This window comes from Pararhizobium capsulatum DSM 1112 (genome assembly GCF_030814475.1).
Lineage (GTDB): Bacteria > Pseudomonadota > Alphaproteobacteria > Rhizobiales > Rhizobiaceae > Pararhizobium > Pararhizobium capsulatum.
On the sequence record NZ_JAUSVF010000001.1, the window covers coordinates 892,146 to 908,517 of the forward strand.

The 16,372-nt window shown below is 62.2% G+C and carries 10 protein-coding genes; 9 read left to right on the forward strand and 1 reads right to left on the reverse strand.

What is annotated here, in order from left to right:
• Positions 1 to 74 precede the first annotated feature (74 nt).
• From QO002_RS04215 to olsB, 5 genes are all read left to right on the forward strand, one after another.
• Complete coding sequence (locus tag QO002_RS04215; protein ID WP_370878450.1) at positions 75 to 1,256, forward strand: RsmD family RNA methyltransferase; 1,182 nt, start codon at positions 75 to 77, stop codon at positions 1,254 to 1,256.
• Positions 1,253 to 2,131: a TrmH family RNA methyltransferase gene (locus tag QO002_RS04220; RefSeq protein ID WP_307226995.1), complete on the forward strand. Its 879-nt coding sequence runs from the start codon at positions 1,253 to 1,255 to the stop codon at positions 2,129 to 2,131. The genes QO002_RS04215 and QO002_RS04220 overlap by 4 nt, the downstream gene beginning before the upstream one ends.
• Positions 2,128 to 2,619: a signal peptidase II gene (gene lspA, locus QO002_RS04225; RefSeq protein ID WP_307226998.1), complete on the forward strand. Its 492-nt coding sequence runs from the start codon at positions 2,128 to 2,130 to the stop codon at positions 2,617 to 2,619. The genes QO002_RS04220 and lspA overlap by 4 nt, the downstream gene beginning before the upstream one ends.
• A gap of 132 nt (positions 2,620 to 2,751) precedes the next feature.
• Positions 2,752 to 5,058: a hybrid sensor histidine kinase/response regulator gene (locus QO002_RS04230; RefSeq protein ID WP_307226999.1), complete on the forward strand. Its 2,307-nt coding sequence runs from the start codon at positions 2,752 to 2,754 to the stop codon at positions 5,056 to 5,058.
• A 104-nt stretch (positions 5,059 to 5,162) separates the two neighbouring features.
• Positions 5,163 to 6,041 (forward strand): l-ornithine N(alpha)-acyltransferase, encoded by an 879-nt coding sequence (olsB, locus tag QO002_RS04235; RefSeq protein ID WP_307227001.1) that lies wholly within the window; start codon positions 5,163 to 5,165, stop codon positions 6,039 to 6,041.
• A gap of 208 nt (positions 6,042 to 6,249) precedes the next feature.
• Here olsB and QO002_RS04240 read toward each other — a convergent pair whose 3' ends face one another.
• Positions 6,250 to 8,535, reverse strand: a complete 2,286-nt coding sequence (locus tag QO002_RS04240) for an NADP-dependent malic enzyme (RefSeq protein ID WP_307227003.1) — start codon at positions 8,533 to 8,535, stop codon at positions 6,250 to 6,252.
• Between the two features lie 104 nt (positions 8,536 to 8,639).
• Between QO002_RS04240 and mutS the strand changes: the two genes are divergently transcribed.
• From mutS to QO002_RS04260, 4 genes are all read left to right on the forward strand, one after another.
• Positions 8,640 to 11,384 carry a DNA mismatch repair protein MutS gene (gene mutS, locus QO002_RS04245; RefSeq protein WP_307227006.1) on the forward strand — a complete coding sequence of 915 codons (2,745 nt, stop codon included), beginning with the start codon at positions 8,640 to 8,642 and terminating at the stop codon, positions 11,382 to 11,384.
• Positions 11,385 to 11,497: 113 nt separating this feature from the next.
• On the forward strand, positions 11,498 to 14,344 hold the full coding sequence (locus QO002_RS04250) for a [protein-PII] uridylyltransferase (protein ID WP_307233145.1): 2,847 nt from the start codon (positions 11,498 to 11,500) through the stop codon (positions 14,342 to 14,344).
• Positions 14,341 to 15,927 (forward strand): murein biosynthesis integral membrane protein MurJ, encoded by a 1,587-nt coding sequence (murJ, locus tag QO002_RS04255; protein ID WP_307227008.1) that lies wholly within the window; start codon positions 14,341 to 14,343, stop codon positions 15,925 to 15,927. The genes QO002_RS04250 and murJ overlap by 4 nt, the downstream gene beginning before the upstream one ends.
• A gap of 11 nt (positions 15,928 to 15,938) precedes the next feature.
• The gene (locus QO002_RS04260) at positions 15,939 to 16,331 is read left to right on the forward strand and encodes a VOC family protein (protein ID WP_307227010.1); all 393 of its coding nucleotides are present in this window, start codon (positions 15,939 to 15,941) and stop codon (positions 16,329 to 16,331) included.
• Positions 16,332 to 16,372: the final 41 nt, after the last annotated feature.

Sequence of the window (16,372 nt, forward strand, 5' to 3'; positions counted from 1 at the left end):
ACCGCTTTGCCAAGTGAGGGAGCGGTGCTATTTGCTCGCAGACAAAAGATGCAAGATCGTGAACGGATGACGGCGTGAAAGACAGAGGCTCCAAGGGAAAAACTGGTGGTAAGGGTGGTGGCGCGGGCAAGCCTGCCGGCCGCTCGTCCTCTTCGGCACCGTTGCGGGCCGGAGCCAGTCGTGTTGCGGGCCGCCCGGCGCCAAAGCCGCGTCCGCATGTCGAGGAGCAGAGCGCCCGTCCTGCCAATGGTCGTCCCGAGAAGGCACGCCCCGAAAAGAGTGTGGAACGATCCGCCGCGGCGGAGAGTGAGCAGCGTCCCCTGCTTGTCCTGCGCGAAGGCGAGAAACCGGGCGAACGCGTGCCGATCATTCTCGAAACCAAGGGTTCGAGCGATTATCACCTCATCGACAGCGGTCATGGGCTGAAGCTGGAGCAATACGGCCCCTACCGGATCGTGCGCCCGGAAGCGCAGGCACTTTGGCCGCCGGGGCTTCCCGTCCATGTCTGGGACAAGGCGGATGCTTTCTTCACCGGCGACACAGATGAAGACGGCATCGGGCGCTGGCGGGTTTCCAGGGAAGCGCTGGGCGAGACCTGGCCGATGCGCATTCTCGATGCGGATTTCTACGGTCGCTTCACCGCCTTCCGCCATGTCGGCGTCTTTCCCGAACAGCTTGCTCACTGGAGCTGGATGAAAAACGAGGTCGAGACGGCAGGAAGGCCGCTGAAGGTCCTGAACCTCTTCGGCTATACCGGCGTTGCCTCACTGATCGCCGCCAAGGCGGGGGCGGAAGTGACCCATGTCGACGCCTCGAAGAAGGCGATCGGCTGGGCGCGGGAGAACCAGGCGCTCGGCCGGGCCGAAAGCCTGCCGATCCGCTGGATCTGCGAAGACGCGATGAAGTTCATCCAGCGTGAAGCGCGTCGCGGCAGCCGCTATGACATCATCCTCACCGATCCGCCGAAATTCGGCCGTGGTCCCAATGGCGAAGTCTGGCAACTGTTCGACCATCTGGCCGATATGCTCGACATCTGCCGCGAAATCCTGTCGCCGCAGGCGCGTGGCCTCGTGCTGACGGCCTATTCGATCCGGGCAAGCTTCTATTCGATCCATGAGCTGATGCGCGACACCATGCGCGGCCGCGGCGGGGTGGTCGAGTCGGGCGAGCTTATCCTGCGCGAGGGCGGCCTTGACGGCAAGACGCCGGCCCGCGCGCTTTCCACCTCCCTTTTCAGCCGATGGGTACCGAAATGAGCCATGACAACCACCACGATGGCGGCCCGCGTCGCGCGAGTTCCCAGCGGGTAGGGCAGGTGAAGGAAGTCACCAGCCTCACCAATCCGATCATCAAGGACATCAAGGCTCTCGCCCAGAAGAAGACCCGCGATGAAACCCGCAGCTTCCTCGCTGAAGGCCTGAAGCTGGTGATCGATGCGCTGGAACTCGGCTGGACGATCAAGACGCTGGTTTACGCCAAAGCTGCCAAGGGCAAGCCGCAGGTCGAGCAGGTGGCCTTGAAGACCGTTTCCCACGGCGGGCTGGTACTCGAAGTCAGCGAGAAAGTGCTATCCTCGATCACCCGCCGCGACAATCCGCAGATGGTCGTCGGTATTTTCGAGCAGCGCTACAAGAACCTCAGGGACGTGAAGCCGGCAGCGGGCGAGACCTATGTCGCGCTCGACCGGGTACGCGACCCCGGCAATCTCGGCACGATCATTCGCACGGCGGATGCAGCCGGGGCATCCGGCGTCATCCTGCTGGGTGAAACGACCGATCCGTTTTCGCTGGAAACCGTGCGTGCCACCATGGGCTCGGTTTTCGCGATGCCGGTGATCCGCGCCAGCAATGCCGAGTTCATCAAGTGGCATAAGTCATCCGGCGTGCGCGTGGTCGCCACCCATCTTGCCGGCGCGGTCGATTACCGCACCATCGATTATCGCTCCAGGCCTGTCGTCATACTCATGGGCAACGAGCAGGCCGGCCTGCCGGACGAACTGGCGAAGGAGGCCGATGCGCTGGCCCGCATTCCGCAGCAGGGCAGGGCGGATTCGCTCAATCTCGGCATCGCCACCGGCATCATGCTGTTCGAGGTACGCCGCCATCTTCTCGCATTGGACGGCAAGGCATGAACGAACGGACGGCACTTTTCTCCCGGCCGGTTCCGATCGCGGTCTTCATCATCCTTGCCGTCATGCTCGACCAGCTTGTGAAGGTTGCCGTCGAGATGTGGCTTCCCTTTGGCGAAGACGTGGCGCTCTTGCCGGTGCTGGCACTGCACCGGATCTACAATTACGGCGTTGCCTTCTCGATGCTCGACCATATGGAAGGCTGGTTCATCGTCGGCATGCGGCTGATCGTCGTCGCCTTCGTGCTCTGGCTCTGGCGGCGCACGCCGGGCAACCGCACCTTCGCCCATCTCGGCTATGCGATGATCATTGCCGGCGCGCTCGGCAACCTCGTCGACCGGCTGCTGTTCGGCTATGTAATCGACTACATCCGCTTCCACACCGAAAACTGGTCCTTCGCCGTCTTCAATCTGGCCGACGGTTTCATCAGCATCGGTGCCGGCGCCATCATCCTCGACGAACTCCTGCAGCCGAAAAGCAAGGATCGTTAAAAGTTTACGGATCGCCGGAAGGCATTCGGAACCCTTGCCGTGCTAAGCCTCCGACCCAGAGGAAAGAAGCTCTGGACCTGAGAGGAGGGGGCGAGGCTTGCCGTTGTGCAAGTGACCGCCCCGGCGGACGACATGGGCGAACTGTCGAACCTTCATCACCGTATTTCGCGCGAACTCGTCGCGCAGGGCCATCCGTTTGGCGACCGCTACCGGACAACAGCTTCGGTTGAAGACGATATCGAGGATCTGGAGCTCGAGACGCCCGAAACAGCTTTACCCGAGCGTTATTCCGTCCTGAAGCCAGCCCTTGCGGGGGCGGGACTTCTCTGCTCCGCCGCCGTGCTCGGCACGGGCGCGGACGCGGGTTACGAGCTTCTCTCCGGCGGGCTTGCCCTGGCCGGCATGGCCGGCGCGGCAGTGTTGCTGATTGACTGGTATCGCTCGTTGAAATCCACATCTCCGATCGCCGTAAACGTGCCGTTGAGCGAGCGCGTCAGCGATCGCAAATGGGAACGCAGCGAAGCCTCCGGGCTGCTATCGACAATCCACGACGCGCTTGGCGACATTGCGCTCGTACGCGAGCCCGCTGGCAAGATCGTCGAGGCCAATGGCGTGTTCCGTCGCGTGACGGGGCAATCTCGCCCGGAAGGCATGACCTGCGAGGCGCTCGGGATCGAATTCGAACCAATGCCCGAACCACATCACTACCGGGTGCGGATCGCGACGGTCATCGGCCTGCGCGTCTTCGACTGGCATGATGTCATGGCCCGCCAGTCGGGCAGCGGCATGTTGATGATGCACAGCATTGCCCGCGATATCACCGAAGAAAGCCGGGTGGCGCGCGAGAGCGACGACGCCCGCCGACGCGCGGAAAATGCCAGCCAGGCGAAATCGCGGCTGCTTGCGACTGTCAGCCATGAAATCCGCACGCCCCTGTCCGGCATTCTCGGCGTCACCCACCTGATCAGCCAGACGCGCCTGACCGGCGAACAGAAGAACTACCTTGCCGGCATGCGCCAGTCGGGCCACGCACTCGTCCAGCTTGTCGATGACCTGCTTGACTTCTCCTCTATCGAGGCAGGCCGCTTCCAGCTCCGTCCATCGCAGGAAGCGGTGCGCCACACCATCGAAAGCGTGGTGGAGATGCTGTCGAGCCGCGCCCATGAGAAGGGCATCGAGATCGGCGCAACCATCAGCGCCAGTGTGCCGGGACTGCTTGAGTTCGATGCCGCCCGGCTTCGGCAAGTTCTGTTCAACGTCATCGGCAATGCCGTGAAATTCACCCACACGGGCGGCGTCTTCGTCAGCGCCGATCTGGTCGGCAGCACGCTTCTTGTTCGTGTTGAGGATACCGGTCCGGGCATGAACCGCGAAGAGCAGGCGCGTGTTTTCGACGAGTTCGAGCAGGCGGGTGATAATCTCCAACGCAGCGGCGGTTCAGGCCTCGGGCTTGCGATCTCACGGCGGATCATCGAGCAATTCGGCGGCAGCCTGACGCTCTCCAGCGAGCCGGGCAGGGGAACCACGTTCGATATCCGCTTTCCGGTCAATGCCTGCGAGCGGCCGGCCTCGGCCCACGGCCGCAAGGGCACGCTGGAGGGATCGCGCGTTCTGGTCATGGCGCCAGGCGGACCTGCATCCCGCGCCCTCTTCGAAACCGTGACGACGCTTGGCGGGCATTGCGTGCGTGCCGAAACCTTCGGCGATGCGCAGATACATGCGGGGTGGGCGGCATCCGGCCAGGCATCGCTCACCGATATCATCGTCGATCATCGCCATGCCGCGCAGTTCCGCCGGTTGTTGGCCGATCTTCCCGGTCTGGCGCAGCTCAATCTCCGGCGCATCTACCTCGTCAATCCGGAAGAGCGCAACGGTCGTCCGATGAACCAGATCGATGGCTATCAGGCATGGCTGATCCGGCCCCTGCGCGAGCGGTCGCTTGTCGAGGTTTTGAGGGGACGGATGAAGGGTATGGAAGTGCGCGACGCGATCAACGACAACAGGCCGATGCTGCGCGAAGTGCCAACCCTGCGCATCGAACCCGCGCGCCAGGGGGTGCTTCTTGCTGAAGACGATCCGGTCAATGCGCTGATCATACGCTCGATTCTTGAAAAGGCCGGACATACCGTCCGGCCGGTGGGGGATTTCGGGGCGCTTGCGACGGTGCTCTTCGATGCGCCGGCATCCGAGCGCATGATGCCGGAACTGATCGTTACCGATCTGAACATGCCCGGCGGCACGGGTCTCGACATGCTCGAGCGCTTGCGCCAGGAAGAGCGAACGGGGTACCGCCGTGGCTCTATCCCGGTGATCGTATTGACATCGGACACGAGCGACGAAACCCGGGAAACCCTGATCGCGGCAGGCGCCAGCGCCGTGCTTCCAAAGCCGGTGGAACCGGCGCGGTTGACGGCAGAAATAGAGCGTCTGCTCAGATGATGAAACGTCATCCCCAGACGGTTTTCCTGCGCTCGCCATGTCACTATGCTGTCGCAGAAACATGGTTTAAGCCGGGCAGAACGAAGTGATCAGGATCAGCGGAAATGACGATAGAAATCTTGGATCGGACCGGCTTGATTGAGCAGCCGCAGTTGCGCGTCCGGACTTCTGTGGCTCCTGCTGGAGACATCCTTGGCCGGATCGGCACGCTGGAAACCCGGCTTGCGCGTTCCAACTCCGAGATCGATGCCGCACAGGCCGTTCGCTACCGCGTCTTCGTCGAAGAGATGAAGGCAAAGCCGACGCCGGATGCTGCGCGCCGAAAGCGCGATATCGACGCATGGGATGTCGTCTGCGACCATCTGCTGGTGCTTGACACCGCCATCGAAGGCGATGCCGAAGAACAGATCGTCGGCACCTACCGCATTCTGCGCCAGGACGTTGCACGTCGCACCGGGGGCTTTTATTCGGCCTCGGAATTCGAGATCGAGTCACTCCTCGACCGCCATCCTGGCAAGAGTTTCATGGAGCTTGGCCGCTCCTGCGTCCTGCCCGACTATCGCACCAAACGGACGGTCGAGCTGCTCTGGCAGGGCAATTGGGCCTATGCGTTGAAGCACGGCGTCGATGCGATGTTCGGCTGTGGTTCCTTCCCCGGCAATATTCCGGAAGTGCATGCGCTGGCGCTGTCCTTCCTTCATCACACCGTTGCTGTCAGTGGCGAGTGGCAGGTTTCCGCCCGCCCGGAGCTGTTTCGAACAATGGACCTGATGCCGGCGGAAGCGATCAATACGCGCAAGGCGCTGTCTGCCCTGCCGCCGCTCATCAAGGGTTACATGCGCCTCGGTGCGATGGTCGGCGAGGGCGCTGTCGTCGACCACGCCTTCAAGACGACCGATGTGCTGATCGTCCTGCCGATCAACAACATTTCCGGCCGGTACCTCAACTACTATGGCGCGGATGCAACACGTTTCGCCAGTTAAAATGCTGCAATGCAAAATAGATTGACGCGCTGCAATATATTTGATTTCATCTCAGTGTGACTAGCAGCTTTTGATCATCATTTGGTATTGAGTGGCGTGTATTGTGGGACATTATGTCCTGAAGTATTTGATCAAGGTCGGCATTTCGCATGAAAAAGCCCGCCCGGGAAACCGGAGCGGGCTTTTTTCGTTTCAGCGCCGCCAGATTTTACATCCCGGCATTATGGGCGGCCAGTGCCGCCATGTTGACGATATCCGAATCCTTGGCCGCCATCGAGACGATCTGCACCGACTTGTCGAGGCCGACAAGCAGCGGGCCTATCACGGTCGAGCCACCGAGTTCCTGCAGCATCTTGGTGGAGATCGAAGCCGAGTGGAAAGCCGGCATGACCAGCACGTTTGCTGTGCCTGACAGGCGGCAGAAGGGGTATTGCTCCATGACCTGGGCATTGAGCGCAACGTCGGCTCCCATTTCCCCGTCATACTCAAAATCCACGCGGCGCTTGTCGAGGATATCGACGGCCTCGCGTACCCGCTCCGAGCGTTCACCGGAAGGATGGCCGAAGGTCGAATAGGCAAGCATCGCCACGCGCGGAAAATAGCCGAGACGGCGGGCAAGGCCTGCGGCTTCCTCGGCGATATCGGCAAGTTCCTGCGCGGTGGGCATGTCGTGCACCGCCGTATCGGCAACAAGCACCGTGCGGCCGCGGCAGAGCGCCAGCGACACGCCGATCACCCGGTGGCCGGGTTTCGGATCGATGCAGCGACGCACGTCATCGAGCGCGGTGGAATAGTTGCGGGTGATGCCCGTCACCATGCCATCGGCATCGCCCATCGCCACCATGCAGGCGGCAAAATGGTTGCGGTCGTTGTTGATCAGGCGCTGGGCATCGCGGAAGAGATAGCCCTTCCGCTGCAGGCGGGCATAGAGATAGTCGGTATAGGCGCCGGTGCGCTTGGAAAGGCGGGCGTTGACCAGCTCGATGCCGGGCCGGTCGAGGTCGATACCCTCGCGCTCGGCTATTTCGCGCATCCGGTCCTCGCGGCCGAGCAGAAGGGCGGTGCCGAGATCCTGGTTGGCATAGGCGAGCGCCGAGCGCATCATCCTGACTTCTTCGCCTTCGGCAAAGACGATGCGCTTCGGCTGGCGGCGGACGCGCTCGTAGATGCGCTGCAGGGTGGAGGCGATCGGGTCGCGCCGCGCCGACAGCTGGCGGCCATAGGCGGCAAGATCCGGGATCGGCTTGCGGGCAACGCCACTTTCCATCGCCGCCTTGGCGACAGCGACCGGAATGGCCGAGATCAGGCGGGGATCGAAGGGCACGGGAATGATGTATTGCGGACCGAAACGGGGCCGGTTGCCCTGATAGGCAGCGGCGACATCATCCGGCACGTCTTCCTTGGCAAGGCTCGCCAGCGCCTGGGCGGCCGCAATTTTCATCGCCTCGTTGATGGTGGTGGCATGCACGTCGAGCGCGCCGCGGAAGATATAGGGGAAGCCGAGAACGTTGTTGACCTGGTTCGGGTAGTCGGAACGGCCCGTCGCGACGATGGCGTCGTCACGGATATCGGCGACTTCCTCCGGGGTGATTTCCGGGTCCGGATTGGCCATGGCGAAGATGATCGGCCGAGGCGCCATCGAGCGGATCATGTCCTGCGACAGCGTGCCCTTGCCGGAGAGACCGAAGACCACGTCTGCGCCATCCATCGCTTCGACGAGCGTGCGCTTGTCCGTCTTGAGGGCATGGGCGGATTTCCACTGGTTCATGCCTTCGGTGCGGCCCTGATAGATGATGCCCTTGGTGTCGCAGAGCGTGATGTTCTCGGCCGTAAAGCCCATGGACTTGATCAGCTCGACGCAGGCGATCGCGGCAGCGCCCGCGCCGTTGCAGACGAGCTTCGTCGTCTTGAAATCGCGGCCCGTCAGTGTGAGCGCGTTGATCAGGCCGGCAGCGGCGATAATGGCAGTGCCGTGCTGGTCGTCATGGAATACCGGGATATCCATGACCTCGCGCAGTTTCTGCTCGATGATGAAACAGTCCGGCGCCTTGATGTCTTCGAGATTGATGCCGCCGAAGGAGGGGCCGAGGAAGCGCACGCAGTTGATGAACTCGTCGACATTTTCGGTGTCGACCTCAAGGTCGATGGAATCGACGTCGGCAAAGCGCTTGAACAGCACCGACTTGCCTTCCATGACCGGCTTGGACGCCAGCGCGCCGAGGTTGCCGAGGCCGAGAATGGCGGTGCCGTTGGAAATGACGGCCACCATGTTGCCGCGGGTCGTATAGTCGTAGGCCTTTGCCGGATCGGCGGCGATCGCCTTGACGGGCACCGCAACGCCCGGCGAATAGGCAAGCGACAGGTCGCGCTGGGTCGCCATCGGCTTGGTCGGCGAAATCTCCAGCTTGCCGGGGCGTCCCTGGGAATGGAAATCGAGGGCTTCCTGGTCGGTTACGCTGCGTGCATTGCGATTGGCTTTGCCGTCTTCGGCCATGAAACCTCCTCCGAGTCCTGTGGGCGAAGGCTCCTCCCCGCCGCTTTGTTGTTGTCTTCTATAAACGCGCGTGGATAGTGTGGCACCTGTTTTCTGGGGCCAAAATGACTTTTCTGAACGACCCGACAAGCCGAAATTCCGAGGTTCTTTCTGCCGCCCAGCTGGCGACGGAGGAAAGCCGCTCGACCGCGACGCCGATGATGGAGCAGTATATCGAAATCAAGGCGAACAACCCGGGATCGCTCCTGTTCTACCGCATGGGCGATTTCTACGAGTTGTTCTTCCAGGATGCGGTCGAAGCCTCGCGTGCGCTCGGCATTACGTTGACGAAACGCGGCCAGCATCTCGGCCAGGATATCCCGATGTGCGGCGTGCCGGTCCATGCGGCCGACGACTATTTGCAGAAGCTGATCGTGCGCGGTTTCCGCGTCGCCGTCTGCGAGCAGGTCGAAGATCCGGCCGAAGCCAAGAAGCGCGGTTCGAAATCGGTGGTGAAGCGCGATGTCGTGCGTCTCGTCACACCGGGCACGATCACCGAAGACAAGCTGCTGTCGCCGTCCGAGACGAACTATCTGATGGCGCTCGCGCGCATCAGAAGTGGTGGCGAGCCGCTCCTGGCTCTTGCGTGGATCGATATTTCAACCGGCGTGTTCCGGCTTGCCGAGACGACGGAAAGCCGTCTGCTCGCGGATATCCTCCGCATCGACCCGGCCGAGCTGATCCTTGCAGATACGGTTTTTCACGATCCCGAATTGCGCCCGGTTGTCGATACCCTCGGCCGTGTCGCCGTACCGCAACCGGGCGTTCTCTTCGACAGTGCATCCGCCGAGGATCGCATCTCGCGCTACTACGGCGTCAAGACGCTCGATGGTTTCGGCGGCTTTTCCCGTGCGGAGATGGCGGCAGCATCGGCGGCAATCGCCTATGTCGAAAAGACCCAGTTTTCCGAACGCCCGCCGCTCGGCATTCCCGAGCGTGAAAGCGGCGCCTCGACGCTGTTCATCGATCCGGCGACGCGCACCAATCTCGAACTGGTCAAGACCCAATCGGGAGACCGTAACGGCACGCTGCTGAAGGCGCTTGACCGGACTGTCACCGGCGGCGGTGCGCGCCTGCTCGCCGAACGCCTGATGTCGCCGCTGACGGATCCCGAGCGCATCGCCGCACGGCTGGATTCGATCACCGCGCTGCTTGATCAGCCCCAGCTCTCGGCGGATCTGCGCCAGGCGCTGAAGCATGTGCCGGATATGCCGCGTGCCTTGTCACGCCTCTCGCTCGGCCGTGGCGGTCCGCGCGATCTTGGCGCTATCCTCTCCGGCACGGTCGCCGCCGGTGATGTCGTGCGCCTGCTCAAATCGGGCAATCTCTCCGAGGAGCTGGGCCTGGCGCTCGATTCCATCGCCGGCCTGCCGGAGGAGCTGTCGCAGCGCCTGACGGCGATGCTCTCCGACGAACTGCCGCTTCTGAAACGTGACGGCGGTTTCGTGCGGGCGGGGGCGAGTGTCGAACTCGACGAGGTCAGGGCCCTGCGCGACCAGTCGCGACGGGTGATCGCCGGGCTGCAGCTGAACTATGCCGAGGAAACCGGCATCAAGTCGCTGAAGATTAAATACAACAACGTGCTCGGCTATTTCATCGAGGTGACGGCTGGAAACGCCGGGCCGATGACCGACAGCGATGCGGCGCGTGCCAGCTACATCCATCGCCAGACGATGGCGAACGCCATGCGCTTCACGACGACCGAGCTTGCCGATCTCGAATCCAAGATCGCCAATGCCGCCGACCGGGCGCTGACCATCGAGCTCGAAGCCTTCGATGCGCTGAGCGCGCTTGTTGTCCGCGAGGCCGAGGCAATCAAGGCGGCGGCCTTCGCGCTATCGACCATCGATGTTGCCGTCGGTCTCGCAAGCCTTGCCGAAGAGCAGGGTTATTGCCGCCCGGTCGTCGATGCCTCCACGATGTTTGCAATTGAAGGTGGTCGCCATCCGGTGGTCGAGCAGGCACTGCGTCGCCAGTCGGCCACCGTTTTCGTTGCCAATGGGTGCGATCTTTCGCCCCGCAGCGGCGAGGGCGATGGCGCGATCTGGTTGCTGACCGGCCCGAACATGGGCGGTAAGTCGACCTTCTTGCGCCAGAACGCGTTGATCGCCATCATGGCCCAGATGGGCTCGTTCGTGCCGGCGACATCGGCCCATATCGGCATCGTCGACCGGCTGTTTTCCCGCGTCGGCGCCTCCGACGACCTGGCGCGCGGCCGCTCGACCTTCATGGTCGAGATGGTCGAGACGGCGGCGATCCTCAACCAGGCGACCGACCGCTCCCTCGTCATCCTCGACGAGATAGGCCGCGGCACGGCGACATTTGACGGTCTTTCGATCGCCTGGGCGGCGGTCGAGCATCTGCATGAGGGCAATCGCTGCCGCGGGCTGTTTGCCACCCATTTCCACGAGCTGACGGTACTTTCAGAAAAGCTCGGGCGACTTTCCAACGCCACCATGCGGGTCAAGGAATGGGACGGCGACGTCATCTTCCTGCACGAGGTCGGCCCTGGGGCCGCTGACAGGTCGTACGGCATCCAGGTCGCGCGCCTTGCGGGCCTGCCGGCCTCGGTCGTTGCCCGTGCCCGCGAGGTGCTCGCCAAGCTCGAGGATGCGGACCGCAAGAACCCGGCAAGCCAGCTTATCGATGATCTGCCGCTGTTCCAGGTGGCGATCCGCCGCGAGGAGAAGGCGAAGGCCGGTCCCTCCAAGGTTGAGGAAGCTTTAAAAAGCCTCAATCCCGATGATATGACCCCGCGCGAAGCGATGGACGCGCTCTATGCATTGAAGAAACAACTTGGCAATGCTTGAACGCTACAGTCCCGGCCCAGCCCATTCCGGGTCTGTATATTCCGGGACGAAAGGTCTAAAGCATGCAGCAGCGGCGCGCTGATATCGCCGGACATGAAGACGAGCGGCTGGCGATGAGCTTGAATGATATCGATTTTTCGGACATCCTCGACGTATCGGCGTTGCGGGCGAAATGCAATTTCATTGCGTCCGCCTATGCCGAACAGCGCGAACCGATGCGCCGGGCCTTGCTGGCCGCGTTTCGCGAGGCAAACCAGAAGGGCCGTGACAGGGCGCGCGAATTGCTGAGTGTCGATGGCAGCGGTCTCAAATGCGCCATGCGGATTTCCTGGCTGCAGGACCAGCTGATCACTATCCTCCACCATTTCGTGCTGAACGAGATTTTCGACGCATCCCACACGCCCGAGACATCGCGTCTGGCAGTGGCTGCCGTCGGCGGCTATGGGCGCGGTACGCTGGCCCCGGGGTCTGACATCGATCTTCTCTTCATCCTGCCGGAGAAAAAGGCCGTCTGGAGCGAGCCGGCGATCGAGTTCATGCTCTATATCCTGTGGGATCTTGGTTTCAAGGTTGGTCACGCGACGCGATCAATCGAGGATTGCATCCGGCTTTCGCGCGCCGACATGACCATCCGCACCGCAATTCTCGAGACACGCTATATCTGCGGTTCCATCGGGCTCACCAGTGAGCTCGAGGTTCGGTTCGACGAGGAAATCGTCAAGAATACCGGTCCCGCCTTTATCGCGGCCAAGCTTGCCGAGCGCGACGAGCGTCACCGCAAGGCCGGCGATACGCGTTATCTCGTCGAGCCGAATGTCAAGGAAGGCAAGGGCGGTCTTCGCGACCTGCATACGCTCTTCTGGATCGCCAAGTATTTTTACCGCGTCAAGGATGCGGCCGATCTGGTGAAATTGGGCGTGCTGTCACGCCAGGAACTGAAGCTGTTCGAAAAGTCGGACGATTTTCTCTGGGCCGTGCGCTGCCACATGCATTTTCTGACCGGCAAGGCAGAGGAGCGGCTTTCCTTCGATATCCAGCGCGAGATCGCCGAATGCCTCGGCTATCACGACCATCCCGGCATGACCGCGGTCGAGCGCTTCATGAAGCACTATTTCCTTGTTGCAAAGAATGTCGGCGATCTAACGCGCATTTTCTGCGCAGCTCTCGAGGACCAGCAGGCAAAGCAGCTTCCGGGGTTCACGGCGGCGATTTCCCGTTTTACCCACCGGGTGCGCAAGATCCCGGGCTCGCTCGAATTCGTCGATGACGGCGGCCGTATCGCGCTTGCAAGCCCCGATGTCTTCAAGCGCGACCCCGTCAGCCTGATCCGGATTTTCCATGTCGCCGATATCAACGACCTGGAATTCCACCCCGCGGCGCTTAAGCAGGTGACGCGCTCGCTGAGGCTGATCACGTCGGCCGTGCGGGAGAACGAGGAGGCCAACCGCCTTTTCATCTCGATCCTGACCTCGAAGCGGAAGCCGGAACTGATCCTGCGCCGGATGAACGAGGCCGGTGTGCTCGGCCGCTTCATCCCGGAATTCGGCAAGATCGTTTCGCTGATGCAGTTCAACATGTACCACCACTACACTGTGGATGAGCATCTGCTGCGCGCCGTTGATACGCTGTCGAACATCGACCAGGGCCGCGACGACGAGGTGCATCCGCTTGCAGTCAAGGTCATGCCGGGCGTGGAGGACCGCACGGCGCTGTTCGTTGCAGTTCTGCTGCACGATGTCGCCAAGGGTCGCCCGGAGGACCATTCCGCCGCAGGCGCCAAGGTTGCGCGCAAGCTCGGCCCGCGGTTCGGCCTGTCGCCGAAGCAGACGGAAACCGTCGCCTGGCTGATCGAGGAACATCTGACCATGTCGATGGTCGCCCAGACGCGCGACCTCAACGACCGCAAGACGATCATCGACTTTGCCGACAAGGTGCAGTCGCTCGATCGGCTGAAGATGCTGCTGATCCTCACGGTCTGCGATATTCGTGCTGTCGGACCCGGTGTCTGGAACGGCTGGAAGGGCCAGTTGCTGCGCACGCTCTATTATGAGACCGAACTCCTGCTTTCCGGCGGTTTCTCCGAAGTACCGCGCAAGGAACGCGCGGCCCATGCCGCCGAGGTGCTGTACGAGGCGCTTCCCGATTGGAGCCAGAAGGATCGCAAGACCTACACCAAGCTGCACTATCAGCCCTATCTGCTGTCGGTACCGCTCGAAGACCAGATCCGTCACGCCACGTTCATTCGGGAATCCGACAAGGCGGGCAAGGCGCTGGCAACCATGGTGCGCACCCATCAGTTCCACGCGATCACGGAAATCACTATCCTTTCTCCCGACCACCCGCGCCTGCTTGCCGTTATCGCCGGCGCCTGCGCGGCGGCGGGCGCCAACATTGTCGACGCACAGATCTTCACGACATCGGATGGACGCGCGCTCGATACGATCCTGGTGAACCGGGAGTTCGCCAATGATGAGGACGAGACACGCCGGGCGGCCAATATCGGTAAGCTGATCGAGGATGTGCTGTCCGGCAGGAAGCGCCTGCCTGAGGTGATCGCCAGTCGCACAAAGAGCCGCAAGCGCACCAAGGCCTTCACGGTTACGCCGGCCGTCACCATCAGCAACACGCTGTCCAACAAGTTCACCGTCATCGAGGTGGAGTGCCTCGACCGTACGGGCCTGCTCTCCGAAATGACGGAAGTGCTTGCCGATCTCTCGCTGGATATCGCCTCGGCGCATATCACCACCTTCGGCGAAAAGGTCATCGACACCTTCTACGTGACCGACCTTGTCGGACAGAAGATCGTCAACGAAAACCGCCACAATCATATCGCCGCCCGCCTCAAGGCCGTCATGTCCGACGAGGCCGACGAGGTGCGCGATCGCATGCCCGCCGGCATCATCGCGCAGCCGAACACCGCGCGCCCGGCGGTTGCCCGAAAGACCAGAGCCGAAACATGAGCCTCGTTCGAAAATTTGCAACGGTCGGCGGCGCCACGCTTGGCAGCCGGGTCCTCGGCTTCGGCCGCGAAACGCTGATGGCAGCTGCACTCGGCACGGGGCCGATGGCCGACGCCTTCTATGCGGCCTTCCGCTTTCCCAATCTCTTCCGTCGTCTTTTTGCCGAAGGGGCATTCAATGCCGCCTTCGTGCCGCTCTTTGCCAAGGAGATCGAGGCGAACGGCATTGATGGGGCCAAGCGGTTTTCGGAAGAAGTGCTGGGTGTCCTCTTCACCGTGCTCCTGTTGATCACCATTGCCATGGAAGTGGCGATGCCGTGGCTTGTTTCCTGGATCATCGCGCCCGGTTTCGACGTGGGCACCGAGAAATTTGACGTTACCGTCAAGCTTGCGGTGGTGATGTTCCCCTACCTGATGTGCATGTCGCTGACGGCGATGCTGTCGGGCATGCTGAATTCGCTGCACCATTATTTCGCAGCCGCCGTCGCGCCGATCTTTCTGAACATCGCCTTGATCGCTGCCTTGGGCTACGGCCTTTGGACGGGAGCCGATCCGCTCTCGACGGCCTGGTATCTGTCCTGGGGCGTGCTGGTTGCAGGCCTTCTGCAGATGGCGGTGCTTTATGTCGGTGTGCTGCATGCGGGCATGCGCTTCGGGCTGCGCAGGCCACGCTTCACCCCGAACGTCAAGCGCTTGCTGTGGCTGGCGCTGCCTGCGGCGGTGACGGGCGGGATCACCCAGATCAACCAGATCATCGGCCAGATGATCGCTTCCACCAAGGATGGCGCAATTGCCGTCCTGCAATATGCCGACCGCGTCTATCAGCTGCCACTTGGTGTCGTCGGTATCGCCGTTGGTGTCGTGCTTCTGCCGGAACTGTCGCGGGCGCTGCGCGGCGGGCATGAGCGGGAGGCGGCGAACCTGCAGAACCGCTCGCTGGAATTCGTGCTGTTCCTGACGCTACCGGCGGCCGGTGCGCTGTGGGTCATTTCCGACGAGATCGTGCGGGTGCTTTACGAGCGCGGCGCGTTCTCGACCGATACGACCAGCACGGTTGCGGCGACGCTAGCGATCTACGGCCTCGGGCTTCCGGCCTTCGTGATGATCAAGTCACTGACCCCCGGCTTTTTCGCGCGCGAGGATACGAAAACGCCGATGCGCATTACGGGACTGTCGGTGGCGGTCAATTGCGCGCTCGCCGTCTCATTGTTCCCGCTCTTTGCAGAACGCGGCATCGCCACGGCCGAAGCCACGTCGGGCTGGCTGACGGCCACGTTGCTGTTCATCACGCTGATCTGGCGCGGTCACTGGAATTGGGAAAATGCGCTGGCCTTCCGGGTCGTCCGCCTGCTGATCGCAACCGTCATCATGGCGGTTACGCTCAATTATGCCTCCGCAGCATTGGCCGACTGGCTGGTGCCGGAAAGCCCGCTTCTGGTCCAGCTTACTGCACTGATGATGCTGATCGGCCTGGCGATGGTCGTCTATTTCTCGGTGGCGTTTCTTATCGGCGGTGCGGATGCCTCGATGATCCGGCGCAACCTGAAGCGGAAGGCCAAGCCCGCGCCGCCGCTGGACGCCTAAGAAAGGCCGCCATGAAGCAGGTCATCGCCCGCATTGCCCTCGTCGTCCCGGACTATGATCAGGGTATCGATTTTTATTGTCGCAAGCTCGGCTTCGAACTGCTGGAAGATACAGATATGGGAGAGGGCAAGCGCTGGGTGCTTGTCCGCCCAAAGGGCGCGACCGAGACTGCGCTTCTGCTTGCAAAGGCCGACGGAGACCGTCAGCGGGCGGCGATCGGCAACCAGACGGGTGGCCGGGTCGGCTTCATCCTGTTCACGGACGATTTCGCCCGCGATCATCCGGCGATGATGGCTGCGGGCGTCACTTTTCTTGAAGAACCACGCCACGAAGTTTACGGCAGCGTTGCCGTTTTTGCGGATCCTTTCGGCAATACCTGGGATTTGCTGCAGCCCGCTGCATAAGGGCTCGTTGCAATTCCGCTTGATCGTCCCAACCGCCTTGT

What these genes read in the sequence shown, in the direction of transcription:
- QO002_RS04220 (WP_307226995.1), top strand. Translation starts at nt 1,253, where the DNA reads ATGAGCCATGACAACCACCACGATGGCGGCCCGCGTCGCGCGAGTTCC.
- lspA (WP_307226998.1), top strand. Translation starts at nt 2,128, where the DNA reads ATGAACGAACGGACGGCACTTTTCTCCCGGCCGGTTCCGATCGCGGTC.
- QO002_RS04230 (WP_307226999.1), top strand. Translation starts at nt 2,752, where the DNA reads ATGGGCGAACTGTCGAACCTTCATCACCGTATTTCGCGCGAACTCGTC.
- olsB (WP_307227001.1), top strand. Translation starts at nt 5,163, where the DNA reads ATGACGATAGAAATCTTGGATCGGACCGGCTTGATTGAGCAGCCGCAG.
- QO002_RS04240 (WP_307227003.1), bottom strand. Translation starts at nt 8,535, where the DNA reads ATGGCCGAAGACGGCAAAGCCAATCGCAATGCACGCAGCGTAACCGAC.
- mutS (WP_307227006.1), top strand. Translation starts at nt 8,640, where the DNA reads ATGACTTTTCTGAACGACCCGACAAGCCGAAATTCCGAGGTTCTTTCT.
- QO002_RS04250 (WP_307233145.1), top strand. Translation starts at nt 11,498, where the DNA reads ATGAGCTTGAATGATATCGATTTTTCGGACATCCTCGACGTATCGGCG.
- murJ (WP_307227008.1), top strand. Translation starts at nt 14,341, where the DNA reads ATGAGCCTCGTTCGAAAATTTGCAACGGTCGGCGGCGCCACGCTTGGC.
- QO002_RS04260 (WP_307227010.1), top strand. Translation starts at nt 15,939, where the DNA reads ATGAAGCAGGTCATCGCCCGCATTGCCCTCGTCGTCCCGGACTATGAT.